Origin of the sequence: Streptomyces sp. A1277 (assembly GCF_004795015.1) — a bacterium.
Classification (GTDB): domain Bacteria; phylum Actinomycetota; class Actinomycetes; order Streptomycetales; family Streptomycetaceae; genus Streptomyces.
The window spans coordinates 150,903-165,244 of sequence record NZ_SSBI01000008.1 but is presented as its reverse complement, the minus strand read 5'-3'; the positions used below and the strand labels follow the sequence as shown (position 1 = coordinate 165,244).

At 73.3% G+C, this 14,342-nt stretch carries 16 protein-coding genes and 2 pseudogenes; 8 read left to right on the top strand and 10 right to left on the bottom strand.

Annotation, left to right across the window (positions count from 1 at the left end; genetic code table 11):
* Together E6R18_RS08315 and E6R18_RS08310 are read right to left on the bottom strand one after the other, a co-directional pair.
* A pseudogene (locus tag E6R18_RS08315) lies at positions 1 to 152 on the bottom strand (IS607 family transposase); the annotation flags it as partial.
* Between the two features lie 36 nt (positions 153 to 188).
* Positions 189 to 887 (bottom strand): winged helix-turn-helix domain-containing protein, encoded by a 699-nt coding sequence (locus E6R18_RS08310; protein WP_136316194.1) that lies wholly within the window; start codon positions 885 to 887, stop codon positions 189 to 191.
* A 65-nt stretch (positions 888 to 952) separates the two neighbouring features.
* Between E6R18_RS08310 and E6R18_RS08305 the strand changes: the two genes are divergently transcribed.
* Complete coding sequence (locus E6R18_RS08305) at positions 953 to 2,593, top strand: isocitrate lyase/phosphoenolpyruvate mutase family protein (protein ID WP_136316193.1); 1,641 nt, start codon at positions 953 to 955, stop codon at positions 2,591 to 2,593.
* Here E6R18_RS08305 and E6R18_RS08300 read toward each other — a convergent pair.
* The 7 genes and pseudogenes from E6R18_RS08300 to E6R18_RS08270 form a co-directional block, all read right to left on the bottom strand.
* Positions 2,555 to 3,151 (bottom strand): hypothetical protein, encoded by a 597-nt coding sequence (locus tag E6R18_RS08300; protein WP_136316192.1) that lies wholly within the window; start codon positions 3,149 to 3,151, stop codon positions 2,555 to 2,557. The two genes, E6R18_RS08305 and E6R18_RS08300, sit on opposite strands and share 39 nt — an antisense overlap.
* A gap of 14 nt (positions 3,152 to 3,165) precedes the next feature.
* On the bottom strand, positions 3,166 to 4,329 hold the full coding sequence (locus E6R18_RS08295) for an ROK family glucokinase (RefSeq protein WP_136316191.1): 1,164 nt from the start codon (positions 4,327 to 4,329) through the stop codon (positions 3,166 to 3,168).
* 111 nt (positions 4,330 to 4,440) lie between these two features.
* Positions 4,441 to 5,283 (bottom strand): ATP-binding cassette domain-containing protein, encoded by an 843-nt coding sequence (locus tag E6R18_RS08290; RefSeq protein ID WP_136316190.1) that lies wholly within the window; start codon positions 5,281 to 5,283, stop codon positions 4,441 to 4,443.
* Positions 5,280 to 6,332 (bottom strand): ABC transporter permease, encoded by a 1,053-nt coding sequence (locus E6R18_RS08285; RefSeq protein ID WP_136316189.1) that lies wholly within the window; start codon positions 6,330 to 6,332, stop codon positions 5,280 to 5,282. Before E6R18_RS08285 ends, E6R18_RS08290 begins: the two co-directional genes overlap by 4 nt.
* Positions 6,329 to 7,312, bottom strand: coding sequence for a sugar ABC transporter substrate-binding protein (locus E6R18_RS08280; RefSeq protein ID WP_136316188.1), 984 nt, complete (start codon positions 7,310 to 7,312; stop codon positions 6,329 to 6,331). Before E6R18_RS08280 ends, E6R18_RS08285 begins: the two co-directional genes overlap by 4 nt.
* A gap of 286 nt (positions 7,313 to 7,598) precedes the next feature.
* On the bottom strand, positions 7,599 to 8,774 hold the full coding sequence (locus E6R18_RS08275) for a cytochrome P450 (RefSeq protein WP_136316187.1): 1,176 nt from the start codon (positions 8,772 to 8,774) through the stop codon (positions 7,599 to 7,601).
* Between the two features lie 86 nt (positions 8,775 to 8,860).
* Positions 8,861 to 9,058, bottom strand: a pseudogene (locus tag E6R18_RS08270) (LuxR C-terminal-related transcriptional regulator); the annotation flags it as partial.
* A gap of 46 nt (positions 9,059 to 9,104) precedes the next feature.
* On the opposite strand from E6R18_RS08270, the gene E6R18_RS08265 reads away from it, so the two are divergent.
* A complete protein-coding gene (locus E6R18_RS08265) occupies positions 9,105 to 9,308 on the top strand; it encodes a hypothetical protein (RefSeq protein WP_136316186.1) in 204 nt (67 codons plus the stop codon).
* Positions 9,309 to 9,330: 22 nt separating this feature from the next.
* Here E6R18_RS08265 and E6R18_RS08260 read toward each other — a convergent pair whose 3' ends face one another.
* Positions 9,331 to 10,260, bottom strand: coding sequence for a DMT family transporter (locus tag E6R18_RS08260; protein ID WP_136316185.1), 930 nt, complete (start codon positions 10,258 to 10,260; stop codon positions 9,331 to 9,333).
* A gap of 152 nt (positions 10,261 to 10,412) precedes the next feature.
* Here E6R18_RS08260 and E6R18_RS08255 point away from each other — a divergent pair, with 152 nt between their 5' ends.
* The 6 genes from E6R18_RS08255 (at position 10,413) to E6R18_RS08230 (ending at position 14,330) form a co-directional block, all read left to right on the top strand.
* Positions 10,413 to 11,057, top strand: coding sequence for a TetR/AcrR family transcriptional regulator (locus tag E6R18_RS08255; protein ID WP_136316184.1), 645 nt, complete (start codon positions 10,413 to 10,415; stop codon positions 11,055 to 11,057).
* A gap of 132 nt (positions 11,058 to 11,189) precedes the next feature.
* Positions 11,190 to 11,624, top strand: a complete 435-nt coding sequence (locus E6R18_RS08250; protein ID WP_136316183.1) for a hypothetical protein — start codon at positions 11,190 to 11,192, stop codon at positions 11,622 to 11,624.
* A gap of 41 nt (positions 11,625 to 11,665) precedes the next feature.
* Positions 11,666 to 12,277, top strand: a complete 612-nt coding sequence (locus E6R18_RS08245) for a TIGR03086 family metal-binding protein (RefSeq protein WP_136316182.1) — start codon at positions 11,666 to 11,668, stop codon at positions 12,275 to 12,277.
* 97 nt (positions 12,278 to 12,374) lie between these two features.
* Positions 12,375 to 13,121, top strand: a complete 747-nt coding sequence (locus E6R18_RS08240; RefSeq protein ID WP_136316181.1) for an SDR family oxidoreductase — start codon at positions 12,375 to 12,377, stop codon at positions 13,119 to 13,121.
* 43 nt (positions 13,122 to 13,164) lie between these two features.
* The gene (locus E6R18_RS08235; protein WP_136316180.1) at positions 13,165 to 13,395 is read left to right on the top strand and encodes a DivIVA domain-containing protein; all 231 of its coding nucleotides are present in this window, start codon (positions 13,165 to 13,167) and stop codon (positions 13,393 to 13,395) included.
* A 104-nt stretch (positions 13,396 to 13,499) separates the two neighbouring features.
* On the top strand, positions 13,500 to 14,330 hold the full coding sequence (locus tag E6R18_RS08230) for an aldo/keto reductase (RefSeq protein ID WP_136316179.1): 831 nt from the start codon (positions 13,500 to 13,502) through the stop codon (positions 14,328 to 14,330).
* Positions 14,331 to 14,342 lie beyond the last annotated feature (12 nt).

The following is a 14,342-nucleotide window of genomic DNA, read 5'->3' as shown; positions in this document are numbered from 1 at the left end:
ATGGCCCCAGACGCGGTGTTCGCGTCCACGTTCACCAGGATTGTTCGCGGTCCGACCCGCTGAGCCGGCACCGGCAACGTTCCCTCACGGAACCACCGATACGCGGTCTGCGGATGCACACCCTGCGCCCTCGCCCACTCCGTCAGATTCACACCCTGAGAACGACACTCACTCATACGTGGTTACGCTCACTCCCTCAACTCTGAGGAACAGCAGGTGGATACCCCCAGCAGCTCCCCGAACGCCTCACTCCCCCGCGCCGTCACCTTCACCGCACGCCCCGAGCCGACCCGCCGCACCCATCCCCGCTCCAGGGCCGTCGCGCACAGCGCCGCGCCGAGGGCCCCGGCGAGGTGGGGCCGGCGCTCGGTCCAGTCCAGGCAGGTGCGTACGAGGGGCCGCCGGGTGCCCGCGGGCTGCCGGTAGTCCAGGGCGTCGGCCAGCCAGGCCCGGCCCGCCGGGGTCACAGCGATCCCGGAGTCCGTGTCGACCAGGCCGCGCGCCGTCATCGCGTCCGCCAGGGCCACGCCGAGCCGGCCCGCCAGATGGTCGTAGCAGGTCCGCGCCCGGGCCTCGGCGTCCTGGCGCACGGAGGCGCGCAGGTTGCCGGGGTAAGGCGTGCCGGGGTCGTACGCGGCCAGGGCCTCGGTCAGGGCGGCGGCCTCCGGGCCGGCCAGCCGGACATAGCGGTGGCGGCCCTGGCGCTCCTCGGCCAGCAGGCCGCCGGCGACGAGGCGGGAGAGCTGCTCGCTGGCGGTGGACGCGCTGACGCCCGCGTGCCGGGCCAGCTCACCGGCCGTCCAGGCGCGTCCGTCGAGCAGCGCCCGGCAGAAGGCGGCCCGGGTGCGGTCGGCGAAGAGAGCGGCCGTCTCGGCGAGAGGGGACATGCCCTCATGGTGCCGCAGGCACGGTTCGGCGGCCGCCGAAGTGTTCCGGCCCTAGCGTCGGAGCCATGAGTCACGCGACGTCACACGAGTTCAGCCGGTACGCCGAGGTACGGGCGGCGCTCGCCGACCCCGCGCTCGTCCCGGGGCCACCGGACCCCTGCGACGGGCCGCCCGGCGCGAGCGTCGCCTGGCTGCGGGCCACCGTGGCCAGGTTCGCCTCCGGCGAGCCGCACCGGCGGCGCCGCGCCCTGGTGGAAGCCGAACTCGCCCGCCTGGACCCCGCCGAACTGCACCGGGCGGCGACGACGGCCGGCCGGGGAAGCGGCCTGCGCACGCGCGTGGTGTGCGGCCTCGCCGCCGCCCTGGACATGCCGGAGCCCGAACGGATCGCCCAGGACGTGGCCGTGGTGGCGGATGCCTACTTCGGGGACGCGGGAGCGGCGCACGGCGCAGGCTGCGCCGGCTCCGGGGACGCCCCCTCCGCCGGCCGGACCGCCGCCGCGCCCGCCGATCAGGCCGTGGCCCGGCTCGTGGCGCTGCTGACGCCGGGCACGACGGACGAAGCCGGTCCGGAGGCCGTCGCCAACCGCATCGGGCTGCTGGTCCAGGCGTGTGCCGCGACGGCCACGCTGGTCGAGGCCGTCACGGCGGCCGGGCCGGGCGTACCGACGGCCCGGGTGCTGCGGGAGGACCCGCCGGTGCGCACCATGCGGCGCGTCGCCGCGCGCGCCACCCGGGTCGCCGGGCGGGAGATCGCCGAGGGCGATGTGGTGCTGCTGGACCTGGTGGCCGCCCAGCACGGCCGCCCCGTGCCGCTCACCTTCGGCGCACCGCCCCGGGTCTGCCCCGGCAGGGCGCACGCCCTGGCCCTGGCCGATGGACTGCTCGGGCGCCCGCTGACCCCGTTCGCCCGGCTCCACCACCGGGGCGGCGCGCTGCTGCTGCCCAACGCCTGGGACCACGCCTCCGCCGCCGCCCTGGTCGCGGAGGGGTTCGAGGCGGTCGGCACCACGAGTCTCGGCGTGGCCGCGGGCCTCGGGCTGCCGGACGGGGCGGCGGCCACGAAGGAGGCGACCGTGGACCTGGCCCGCCGGCTCGGGCGGGGGTCGTTCCTGTTCAGCGTGGACGCCGAAGGGGGCTTCAGCGACGACCCGGCCGAGGTCGCCGTGCTGGCCCGCCGGCTGTACGAGGCGGGGGCGGCGGGGATCAATCTGGAGGACGGCCGGCCGGACGGCACTCTGGCCCCCGTCGAGCTGCACGCCGCGAAGATCGCCGCCGTCAAGGCGGCCGCGCCCGGACTGTTCGTCAACGCCCGCACGGACACCTACTGGCTCGGGCGCGAGCGGGAGCGGACCGCGGACCGTCTGGCGGTCTACGAGCAGGCCGGCGCGGACGGGGTGTTCGTGCCGGGGCTCTCGGACCGGGCGGGGATCGCCGCCCTCACCGCCGCCCTCGTCACCCCGCTGAACGTGCTGTTCTCCCCGGCGGGGCCCGGCCTCGCCGAGCTGGGCGCCCTGGGCGTGCGCCGGGTCAGTCTCGGCTCGCTGCTCTACCGGGAGGCGCTGGCCGGGGCCGCCGCCACCGCCGCCGCGATCCGTGCCGGGCGGGCGGTGGATCGCGGGGCGCTGTCCTACGCCGAGGTGCAGGCGCTGGCGCCGGGAGCGGCGTCAGGGGGTCGCGGCGGAGACGACGTAGACGACGGGTGACATCGGGTCGGTCATGTCGACGGTGATGTCCTGGGTGGGGCGCGGGTCCTCGTTGGTGTGGGTGGTGCCCGCCCAGGAGACGCCGTCACCGAAGTACCAGCCGGCGATCTTCGTGTCGCGTGCGCCGATGGTGACCTTCCCGGCCTCCAGGGCGGCGCGGCCGGTGCCCACGTCTGTCAGGAACCGGTCCAGGCCGGCCGACGTCGTGCGGAACTGCGCGTACATCCGGCTGGCCTTCCAGTTGTTGGTCTCGTAGTACTGGACCTCCGTGGCGTAGCCGGGGATCGGCACCTCGAAGATGCGGCGCAGCATCCGGGACGGCCAGCCCGCCCGCAGGCCCTGCGCGGCGGCCTCGGCGGCCTTGTCCTGGCCGGAGCGGCGGCTCTGGCCGGCCGAGATCAGCAGGTACCCGGCGGGGACGCCGATGAGCAGCACGATGATGGTCGCCGTGATCAGGCGCCGCCGGATCAGATGGCGGCGGGTCTCGGGCGGCCGCCCGTCACCCTCTTCCGGCGGCGTGGACTGGCGCGGCACGACGGGGTGCTCGGCTGCGGTCATGGGTCTGGGGGTCCCTACGAAGTGCGGGTGTTGCGGGTGTTGCGGATGGTGCTCGCGGCCTGGTCGTAGATCTGGGCGTACCGCTCGTACCGCTCGACGCGGCGGCGGTTGGTGCGGCGGAAGCGGCGGGCCACCAGCCGGGCGAGGTCGGCCGCGCCGACCATACCCGCCTCCGGGCCGAGCTGCGCCTTCGCGATGCGGGCCTCGGGGCGGTAGCCGCGGCCGGTGAGGTGGCGTTTGAAGGCGTCCCTGGCCGGTCCGATGAGCAGGTCGTCGGCGGCGCTGACACCGCCGCCGATGACGAAGCAGGAGGGGTCGAGCGCGGCGGCCAGGTTGGCGATGCCGACGCCGAGCCACTGGCCGATGTCCTGGAGGAGTTCGACGCACATCGCGTCGCCCTCGCGGGCCAGTTCGGTGATGAGCGGGCCGGTGATGTCGGGGATGTTCCCCTTGACGCGCTCGATGAGGCCGTGGGCCACCGGGGAGTCGGCGGCGGCCAGCTCGCGGGCCTCGCGGACGAGGGCGTTGCCGGAGCTGTACTGCTCCCAGCAGCCGCGGTTGCCGCAGGGGCAGCGGTGGCCGCCGGGCACGACCTGCATGTGGCCGAACTCACCGGCGACGCCGTACTTGCCGCGCTTGACCTGGCCGTCCTCCAGGATGGCGCCGCCGATGCCCGTACCGAGGGTGATCATGACGAGGTGGTCCTCGCCGCGGCCGGCCCCGAAGCGCCACTCGGCCCAGGCGGCGGTGTTGGCGTCGTTGTCCACCATGACCGGGACGACGAGCCGGGAGGCCAGGGCGTCGCGCAGGGGCTCGTCGCGCCAGGCCAGGTGCGGGGCGAACAGCACCTTGGAGCGGTCCGCGTCGACCCAGCCGGCCGCGCCGATGCCCACGGCGTGCACGTCGTGCCGGTCGGAGAGGTCCAGGACCAGCTCGACTATGGTGTCCTCGACGACCCTGGGGCTCTTGGACTTGTCCGGGGTCTCGGTGCGGACGGTCTCCAGGATCGTGCCGTCGGCGTCCACGACGCCGGCCATCACCTTGGTCCCCCCGATGTCGATGCCGACGGTGGGGACCCGGGGCGCCGTGAGGTGGGAGCGCCTTTCCCGGGTGCCCACGGTCCGCAGGACGGTCGCGCGGGCGGAGCCGCGGTGTGTGAAGTCGCGGTACGTGCTCATCGTCCCTGAGGGGTCTGGGGTGACCGGGTCAGGTGTGATCCCGGTGGCGGACGGCGCCCGTCTGCCCCGATTCTGCCACCCCGGGAGCGGCGGGGTCGCCGGGCGCCTTCGCTACACGGTCTCGTCGGGGCCCGGGCCGGAGGCGCGCTCCAGCTCGTGGCTCAGCTCCTCCAGCTCGCTGCCGCCCGCCATCTGGCGGGTCAGTTCGTCCAGCGTGACGCTCCCCTTGGTGTGGCTGCCGGCCATGGCGCCCCGCTTGAGCAGGACGAACCGGTCGCCGACGAGATAGGCGTGGTGCGGGTTGTGGGTGATGAGGACCACGCCGAGGCCGGCGTCCCGGGCGGCCGCGATGTACTTGAGGACCACCCCGGACTGCTTGACGCCGAGCGCGGCGGTCGGCTCGTCCAGGACCAGCACCTTGGCGCCGAAGTGGATGGCCCGGGCGATGGCGACGCACTGGCGCTCGCCGCCGGACAGGGTGCCGATGGGCTGGTCCACGTCGCGCAGGTCGATGCCCATGCGCAGCAGCGCCGAGTGGGTCGTCTCGCGCATCAGCCGCACGTCGAGGCGCTTGAAGGGGCCCGCGCCGGTCGTCGGCTCGGAGCCCAGGAAGAAGTTCCGCCAGACCGGCATCAGGGGGACGACGGCGAGGTCCTGGTAGACGGTGGCGATGCCCCGGTCCAGGGCGTCGCGCGGGTTGGCGAGGGTGGTCTCCTCGCCGTCCACCAGGAACCGTCCGGCGTCGTGCCGGTGCAGCCCGGCGATGATCTTGATGAGGGTGGACTTGCCGGCGCCGTTGTCGCCGAGCACGCAGGAGATCTCGCCCGCGTGCACCTGGAGCGAGACGCCTTCGAGGGCCTTGACGTTGCCGTAGTACTTGGCGACGTCGTCGAGCTCGACCAGCGCCTGCCGGCCGGTGTCCTGCGGCCCGTTCGGTGCCTTGGGGGCCGTCATTTCGTCGCCTCCGCGCGCTTGCGTACCCATGCGTTGAGCAGGGTGGCCAGGAGCAGCATCGCCCCGAGGAAGAACTTGAACCAGTCGGGGTTCCACTCCGCGTACACGATGCCCTTGCTGGTCATGCCGAAGATGAAGGCACCGACCGCGGAGCCGATCGCGGAGCCGTAGCCGCCGGTGATCAGGCAGCCGCCGATGACGGCCGCGATGATGTAGATCAGCTCGTTGCCGACGCCCTCGCCGGACTGGACGACGTCGTAGCTGAACAGCAGGTGCTGGCCGGAGACCCAGGCCGCGAAGGCGACGCCGAGGTAGAGCCCGATCTTCGTCCGGATCACCGGGACGCCGACCGCGCGGGCCGCGTCGGCCCCGCCGCCGACCGCGAAGATCCAGTTGCCGAAGCGGGTGCGGAGCAGGATCCAGGTGGCGACGGCGACGAGGCCGGCCCACCACAGGAGGGTCACCTTGAGTTCGACGCCGCCGACCGTCCAGTACGAGGCGAAGAGCTTGCGTGCGGAGGGGAAGCCCTCCATGTTGCCGATGGTCTTGGTCGAGACGCTTTTGCTGATCAGCTTGGTGAAGCCGAGGTTGAGCCCGGTCAGCATCAGGAACGTGCCGAGCGTGATGATGAAGCTCGGCAGTTTGGTGCGGGTCAGCATGAAGCCGTTGAACGCGCCGATGGCGAGCGTCACCAGCAGGGACACGAAGACGCCGACCCAGACGTTGGCCGTCATCTGGTAGCTGAACATCGAGGAGACCAGCGCGGAGCTGGTGACCATCACACCGGCGGAGAGGTCGAACTCGCCGCCGATCATCAGCAGCGCGACCGGCGCCGCCATGATCCCGATGGTGGAGGCCGCGTACATCACCGTGCCGAAGCTGGTGACGCGCAGGAAGCTGTCGGCGACGACCGCGAAGAAGAGGAAGACGGCGAGCGCGCCGACGACCGAGCCCAGCTCCGGGCGGCCGAGCAGTTTGCGCAGCGGTGAGGTGTGCAGCAGCCGCTCGTCGGTCCCGGCGGGGGACGACGAGCCGGACGCGGCGGTCATCGCGTTCCCCGGTCGGCGTACTCGGCGAGCTGGGCGGCGTCGTCGGACGTGACGATCTGCGGGCCGGTCAGGACCGGGCGGCCGCCGCCGAGGACGTTGCGGTTGTAGCGGTAGAGCCAGAGCAGGTCGACGGCCTCGTACCCCTGGAGGTAGGGCTGCTGGTCGACGGCGAAGCCGAGGGTCTTGGACTGGAGCGAGGCCGCGACCTTGGGGTTCAGGTCGAAGGTGTCGATCTCGGCCTTGCTGCCCGCGGTCTGCTTCGCCTTGACGGCGGCGTCCGCGAAGGGCGCGCCGAGGGTGACGACCGCGTCGATGTCCTTGTCGGCCTGGAGCTTCGCCTCGATGGACGCCTGCACGTCGGGCATGTTGGTGCCCTCCACGTACAGGTTCTGCATCCGGCCGTCGAAGGTCTTCTTCGCCCCGGCGCAGCGCTGCTCGTGGCCGACGTTGCCCTGCTCGTGCAGGATGCACAGGGCCTTCTTGCGGCCGCGCGCGTTCAGCTCCTCGCCGACTGCCTCGCCGGCGATCGACTCGTCCTGGCCGATGTGGGTGAGCGCGCCGTACTTCTTGGACTCGGCGGAGCCCGAGTTCACGGTGATGACGGGGATGCCGGCCCGGGTGGCCTTGGCCACGACGTCCTTCATGGCGTCGGGCTTGGCGAGCGTGACGATCAGCCCGTCGACCTTCTTGTCGATGGCGGCCTGCACGAGCTGGGCCTGCTGCTGGCCCTCGTCGTCGTGCGAGTACAGGAAGTTGATGTTGTCCTTGTCGGCCGCCATCTTGGCGCCCTTCTGGACGATGTCCCAGAAGGTGTCGCCGTCGCCCGAGTGGGTGACCATGGCGAAGGTCCAGCGGGGTGTGTTCACCGCGGACCGGCCCTCGGCCGCGGCCTTGGCCGCACGCTCCTCCGCCCGCTTGCCGCCGGTGCTGCTGCATCCCATGAGGGACACCCCCAGCACCGCCGCAAGCACGGCGCCCATCGCACGTACCCCTGTCCGAACCCTTGCCACGACGCCGTGCCCTTCTTGTGCTGCTCGCTGTGCTGCTGGTGGAGCCGGGGGCCCTGTGGTCCCGGCCCGGCTGGGCAAGTATCCCCGAGCCCGCGCCGCCGCCGCCCGGAGGGGCGGGGAGCGTGTGTCGCAACGGGGCGCGTACGGTGCCGGGGCGGCCGCGGCCGTCACCGTGCGCCGGGCCTCTGTCACCGTACGAGAGCCGGGTGCGGATGTCACCGCCCCGGGCGCGGCTACGTGGCGGGCGCGGCCCCGTCTACCAGCGCACGGGGAGCCGGCGCACCCCGCGGATCAGCGTCCCGGGCAGCCAGTCGAGCGGGGCGCCGTCCGGGTCGGCTTCGAGGCCGGGGCAGCGCTCCAGCAGCATGCGCAGGGCGATGCGGCCCTCCATCCGGGCCAGCGGCGCGCCCATGCAGAAGTGGATGCCGTGTCCGAAGGCCAGGTGGCCCTGGGTGTCGCGGCGGATGTCGAAGCGGTCGGGCTCCGGGTAGCGGCCGGGGTCGCGGTCGGCGCCGGCGAGCGAGACGAGGACCGGATCGCCCCTCTCGATCACCCGGGAACCCGTCTCGACCCGTTCCCGGGCGAAGCGGAGGGTGGCCGTCTCCACCGGTCCGTCGTAGCGCAGCATCTCCTCCACCGCCCCGTCCAGCAGCCCGAAGTCGGCGCGCAGCGCGGCCAGCTGGTCCGGGTGGGCGAGCAGGGCGCGGACCCCGTTGGATATCAGGTTGACCGTCGTCTCGTGGCCGGCGACGAGCAACAGGAAGGCCATACCCACCAGTTCGTCGGGTGACAGACTGTCGTCGTCGTCGTGGCGGGCCGCGATCAGCGCGCTCATCAGGTCGTCGCCGGGTGCGCGGCGCTTGTCCTCGATCAGCTCGCCGAGGTAGGCGCCCATGGCGCGGAGCGCCTCGCCCTCCTCCTGCGCGCCGGCGGGCGCTATCACACCGTTGGACATCTTGCGGAATGCGGACCGGTCCAGGTCCGGCACGCCGATCAGCTCGCAGATGACGGTCATCGGCAGCGGGAAGGCGAGCGCGTCCACGAGGTCCGCCCGCCCGGCGGGCAGCATCGCGTCGATCAGCCCTCCGGTGATCTCCTCCACGCGGGGGCGCAGCGCCTCGATCCGGCGCGAGGTGAACTCCCGGGCGACCAGCTTGCGCAGCCGGGTGTGGTCCGGGGGGTCCATCCCCAGCATGTTGGCGTTGACCGAGGCGCCGCCCCCCTCGCCGGGCAGCGACCGCCAGTCCTTGCCGAAGCGCTGGTCGGCGAGGACGGCCCGGCCCTCGTCGTAGCCGACGACGAGCCAGGCGAGGTCGAACTCGTCGGTGCGGATGGTGTGCACGGGCCCGGCCGAGCGCAGCTGCGCGTAATGGGGATACGGGTTCGCCGTGAAATCGGCCAACCCCCGCAGATCTACGTCGACTTCGGACATGGCCCCGCCCTCCCGGTCGGATCGCGCCGATCCCCGGGACCGGCCCGCTCAGCGTAGAGCGCGGGTTCCGGCGCCTTCCCCCTGTCTCATGCCGGTCTCGAGCCGCTCTCGTCGTCGAGCAGACCGGCGTCGTGGACCAGCAGGGCGATCTGTACGCGGTTGTCGTAGCCGAACTTGGCGAGGATGCGGGAGACCTGGGTCTTCACCGTGGCGACGCTGAGGCAGAGCGCGGCGGCGGTCTCGGCGTTGGAGCGGCCCTGTCCGACCGCGACGGCCACCTCGCGCACCGGCCGACACGGCGGCGGGGCCCCGGCCGCCAGTCTCGCCGTCATGAGGAAAGTCTGCGAGACGGTCGGATTCCTGCTCTTCGTCCAGGGGGTCACCGGGCTGCTCCACGAATGGCTCGACTGGTTCCGCTTCTTCAGCCTGGTGCAGCGGCTGCCGTTCGTCGCCGCGTACCCGCTGTTCGCGAGCATCGTGCTGCTGGTGGCGGGGGCGGCCGTGATGATCGCGTCGGACGCGGTCAAGGAGTGAGGCGGACCGGGGCGTGATCCGGTCAGGGCGCGGCCGGGTCCGCGCTGCGGCGCCCCCAGGCCGTGCCCGCCAGCACCAGCACGGCGCCCGCGACCCCGGCGAGGCCGAGGCGTTCGCCGCCGATCGCGATGCCGACGGCGGCGGCCCACAGCGGTTCCGTACCGAGCAGCAGGCTGACCCGGGACGGGGAGGTGCGGCGTACGGACCACATCTGCACGAAGAACGCGAACAGCGTGCAGAACACCGACAGGAACAGCAGCCCGCCCCACTCCCGCACGCCGAACCCGGCGGCGACGGTCCACGGCGTCTCACCCGTCCCCGGCGCGGCGGCCAGCAGGGCGAAGACGGCGACCGCGCCGCCGAGCTGGACGGTCGTCAGGGAGAGCGAGTCCGCCGACCTGACGGACCTGACGCGGGCCATCAGCAGGACGTGCAGGGTCCGGGCGAACGCGGCGGCCAGCATGAGCAGGTCACCGGCCGAGGGGCTGGTGAATCCACCGCCCTGGGTCAGGAGCACCACGCCCGCGACGGAGAGCCCGGCGGCCGCGAGGAAGGCCCCGGTCGGCCGGGTCCGCGTCACGGCGGCTTCGGCGAGCGGGGTGAGGATCATGGTGAGGCTGATGATGAGCCCGGCGTTGGTGGCCGAGGTGTGCACGATGCCGTACGTCTCCAGCAGGAAGATCCCGCTGAGCACGAGGCCGAGCAGCCCGGCCCCGCGCCACTGGGCCGCGCTCAGCGCCCGCAGCCGGTGCCATCCCGCGACGACCAGCACGGGCAGCACGACGGCGAACCGCAGCACGAGGACGGCGACGACGGTCTGCGGTGTGGTGATGCCCTTGGCGGCCAGGTAGCTGGAGCCCCAGACCACCGCGACCAGCAGCACGGGCAGATCGGTGAGCCAGGCCCGGCGCGGCGGGGCGAGGGCGGGCACGGGTACGGCGGCGGACGACACCTGGATCTCCTGTTGCTGCGGAGGGACGGCGGGGAGACGGCACCGGCTCGCACCTGGGAACCATCACGCTACCGGGCGCCCTCCTACAATGACGGCCCCGGGGGCGGGTCCGAAGGCAGCCGCCCGCACCTCACGGAGCGCGGAGGCACCGGATGGCCGGAACACGTCAGGACGGAAGGGTCGAACGGGGCAATCGCACCCGGCAGCTGGTCCTCGCCCGGGCGGCCGCGGTCGCCTCGGTGGAGGGACTCGAAGGGCTGTCCCTCGGCCGGCTGGCCACGGACCTGCGGCTGAGCAAGAGCGGAGTGTTCGCGCTCTTCGGCTCCAAGGAGGAGCTCCAGCTGGCGACCGTGCGGGCGGCCGTCGCGATGTACGACGAGCATGTCGTGCGCCCGACGCGCGGCACACCCGCCGGCCTGGGGCGCGTCCGGCAGCTGTGCGCCTCCTGGATCGCCTACTCGCAGGACCGGGTCTTCCCCGGCGGCTGCTTCTTCTACGCCGCGCTCGCCGAGTTCGACGCCCGCGAGGGCGCGGTGCACGACGCGCTCGCGGCCGCGCAGGCCGGCTGGTTCTCCTTCGTGGAGCGGCGGATCGAGGAGGCGCGGGCACTGGGCGAGATCCGCGACGACTGCGACGCCGCCCAGCTCGCCTTCGAGATCATCGCGTTCCTGGAGCTGGCGAACGGCGATTCGGTGCTCCGTGGCAGCTCCGAGAGCTACACGAGGGCGTGGCGCGCGATCCTGGGACGGCTCCGGGCGGTGGCGGTGGACCCGTCGTCGCTTCCCGCCGACGCGTAGGACCGGCGCTCAAGGTGTTCCCTCCCGCCACGCAAAACTAATAGCACGATCGTTCGTCCAGTTGTAGTGTCACGGATGTCCGCTCCGGAGACCCGCTGCGGTCGACCGAACCGTGCCAGGAGGAGACCGACCATGCCGCACGTTCTCTGGAGTACGCAGTGGCGGCCGGGCGCCGCCGCCGGGGCCGTGGGGCCCGGGTCGGAGGTGGTCGTCGGGGTCACCGAATTCGTCACGCACCGCTCCTGGAGCACGTTCTCCGTAGGCGCCGAGGGCATGCGGCTGCGCCGTACCTGGCCCCGGACACCCGGCGCGGTCGGCATGTGGCTGTGGGCGGACCTGAGCCCACGGATGAACCGTTCCGGTTCGATCACCGTCTGGACCGCCCACGAACACCTGCTGGGCTTCGTCGCCCGCCCCGACCACCGGCGGATCGTCCGCGCCCACCGGGACCGCGGCACCCTGCGCTCGGCGACCTGGACGGCCCCGTTCACCAGCCGCTCCGCCGTGTACGACTCCGCGTGGCGGCTGGTGTCCGGGGCTGCTCCGTGGCCCGCCACCGCTCCCTGACCCCCACCACCCCCGCACCACCCGGCGAAAGGACCCCGACCATGGACATCATCCGGCTCGACCGGATCGCGGTGCTGGAATCCGTACGCGTCGTCGACCGCGCCGGCCCCGGCGACTGGGACCGCCCCACCCCCTGCGACCGCTGGACGCTGCGCCTGCTGGTGGAGCACATGGGCACCCAGCACCTCGGGTTCGCCGCCGCCTCGCGGGGCGAGGGAGCCGATGGAGCCGCCTGGGCGCCCCGGCCGGCCGGGAACGATCCGGCCGCCTGGTATCGCGGGACGGCCCGGACCGTACTCGACGCGTTCGCCCGGCCGGAGGCGTCGGCCCGGCGGTTCACGCTGCCGGAGGTCAGCACGGATGCGACGTTCTCCGCGACCACCGCGATGGGGTTCCACTTCATCGACTACGTCGTGCACTCCTGGGACGTGGCCGCGGCGCTCGGCCTGCCCACCGCCCTGCCGGAAGCCGTGACGGAGGCCGCCCTGCCCCTCGCCCTGCGGGTACCGGACGGGCCGGCGCGCGAACGGCCGGACGCCGCCTTCCGGCCCGCCCTGGCCGCAGGCCCGCGGACGGGCCGCGCCGACCCGCTCGCCCTCACCCTGGCGGCACTCGGCCGCTCACCGGACTGGCGCCCGCCGCAAGGGGGTTGACCTTACCGGAGTTGGCGTCCGTTTCCCGCCGGTTTCCGGCCCGCCGAAGGACTTCCCTGGTTCCTGTCAGCACGACCGGCAACGAACAGGAACCCCGATGAACAGCACCGTCAACACCGGCCGCACCGCGCTCGTCACCGGCGGCAGCCGCGGCATCGGCGCCGCGACCGCCCTGCGGCTCGCCCGGGACGGCGCCGATGTGGCGCTGACCTACGCCCGGGACGAAATGGGCGCCCAGGAGGTCGTCCGCGCGATCGAGGCGACCGGCCGCCGCGCGGTCGCCCTGCGCGCCGACGCGGCCGACCCGGAGGCCGCCGCCTCGGTGGTGCACCGGGCGGCCAAGACGTTCGGCCGGCTCGACATCCTGGTGAACAACGCGGGGATCGGCGTACTCGGCCCCATCGCCGGCCTCACGCCCGCCGATGTCGACCGGGTCCTCGCCGTCAACGTGCGGGCGGTCTTCCTCGCCTGCCGGGCCGCGGCCGATGCAATGGAGCGCGGCGGCCGCATCATCTCCCTCGGTACGGCCCTGAGCCGGCACGCGGGCGGCCCCGGCGCCACGCTCTACGCGATGAGCAAGTCCGCGCTCTCCGGGCTGACCAAGCCGCTGGCCCGTGAGCTCGGCCCGCGCGGCATCACCGTCAACCTGGTCCAGCCCGGCGCGGTGGACACCGACCTCAACCCCGCCGACGGCCCGTTCGCGGACGGGCAGCGCGCGGCGAACGCGCTGGACCGGTTCGGCACTACGGCCGAGGTGGCCGCGCTGATCGCGTACCTGGCCGGTGAGGAGGCCGCCTTCGTCACCGGCGCCGAACTGACCGTGGACGGCGGCCACTCGGCCTGACTGTGGCAGGGTGGGGGCACCGGTGACGCCCGAAGGAGGCACCATGTCCGCGCCGCACGAGCAGGACGACCGCCCGCCGCACGAGCTGTTCGGCTTCCGCATAGCCCGGCGCGGATACGACCGCGACCAGGTGGACGCCTATGTCACACAGCTCCGCACCGGTGCCCCGCCGGCCGCCGCCCCGGCCTTCGAACTGGTGCGCCGGGGCTACGACCGGCACCAGGTCGACGAGGTCATCACCCGGTTGCACCGCGAGGCGGGGCAGGGGCGGTAACAGGACCCCGGGCCGCCGCCCTCCCGTTCTGCCGTGTCCCCCCGCCCCGCCTACGCTGGGCGGGGGCATCCCGCGCGACGGTGAACAGGCGAGAAGGGAAGATCATGTCCGGTATCCCGGAGCACACCCTGAACGACGGCCGTACGATCCCGGCGGTCGGGCTCGGCACCTACCCGCTGGACGACGACGCGGCGGAGAAGGCCGTCTCCGGCGCCCTGGGCCTCGGTTACCGGCTCGTGGACACCGCGCTGAACTACGGCAACGAGACGGGTACGGGGCGCGGCATCGCCCGCAGCGGGGTGCCGCGCGAGGAGGTCATCGTCACGACGAAGGTGCCGGGCCGGCACCACGGGTACGAGAAGACGCTCGCCTCGTTCGAGGAGTCCCGCGGCAATCTCGGCCTGGACTACGTGGACGTCTACCTCATCCACTGGCCGCTGCCCCGGGTCGGTCTGTACGTGGACACCTGGCGGGCGCTGATCAAGCTGCGCGAGGACGGTCTCGTGCGCTCGATCGGGGTCTCCAACTTCACCGCGGAGCACCTGGAGCGGCTGGAGAGCGAGACGGGGGTGCTGCCCGCCGTGAACCAGATCGAGCTGCATCCCCGGCTGCCCCAGGAGGAGCTGCGGGCCTTCCACGAGGCCAAGGGGATCGTCACGGAGAGCTGGAGCCCGCTGGGGCGCGGGCGCGACCTGCTGACCGACCCGGACGTGGTGGCCGTCGCCGAGGCGCACGGCGTGACCCCGGGGCAGGTGGTGCTGCGCTGGCACACCCAGCTCGGGGCCGTACCCATCCCGAAGTCGGGCGATCCGGGGCGTCAGCGCGAGAACCTGGACCTGTTCGGCTTCGAGCTGACGGCCGAGGAGCTGGCCCGGATCTCCGGCGGGCAGCGGGAACGGTTCGGCGGCGACCCCGAAGTGCACGAGGAGTTCTGAACCGCCCCCGGG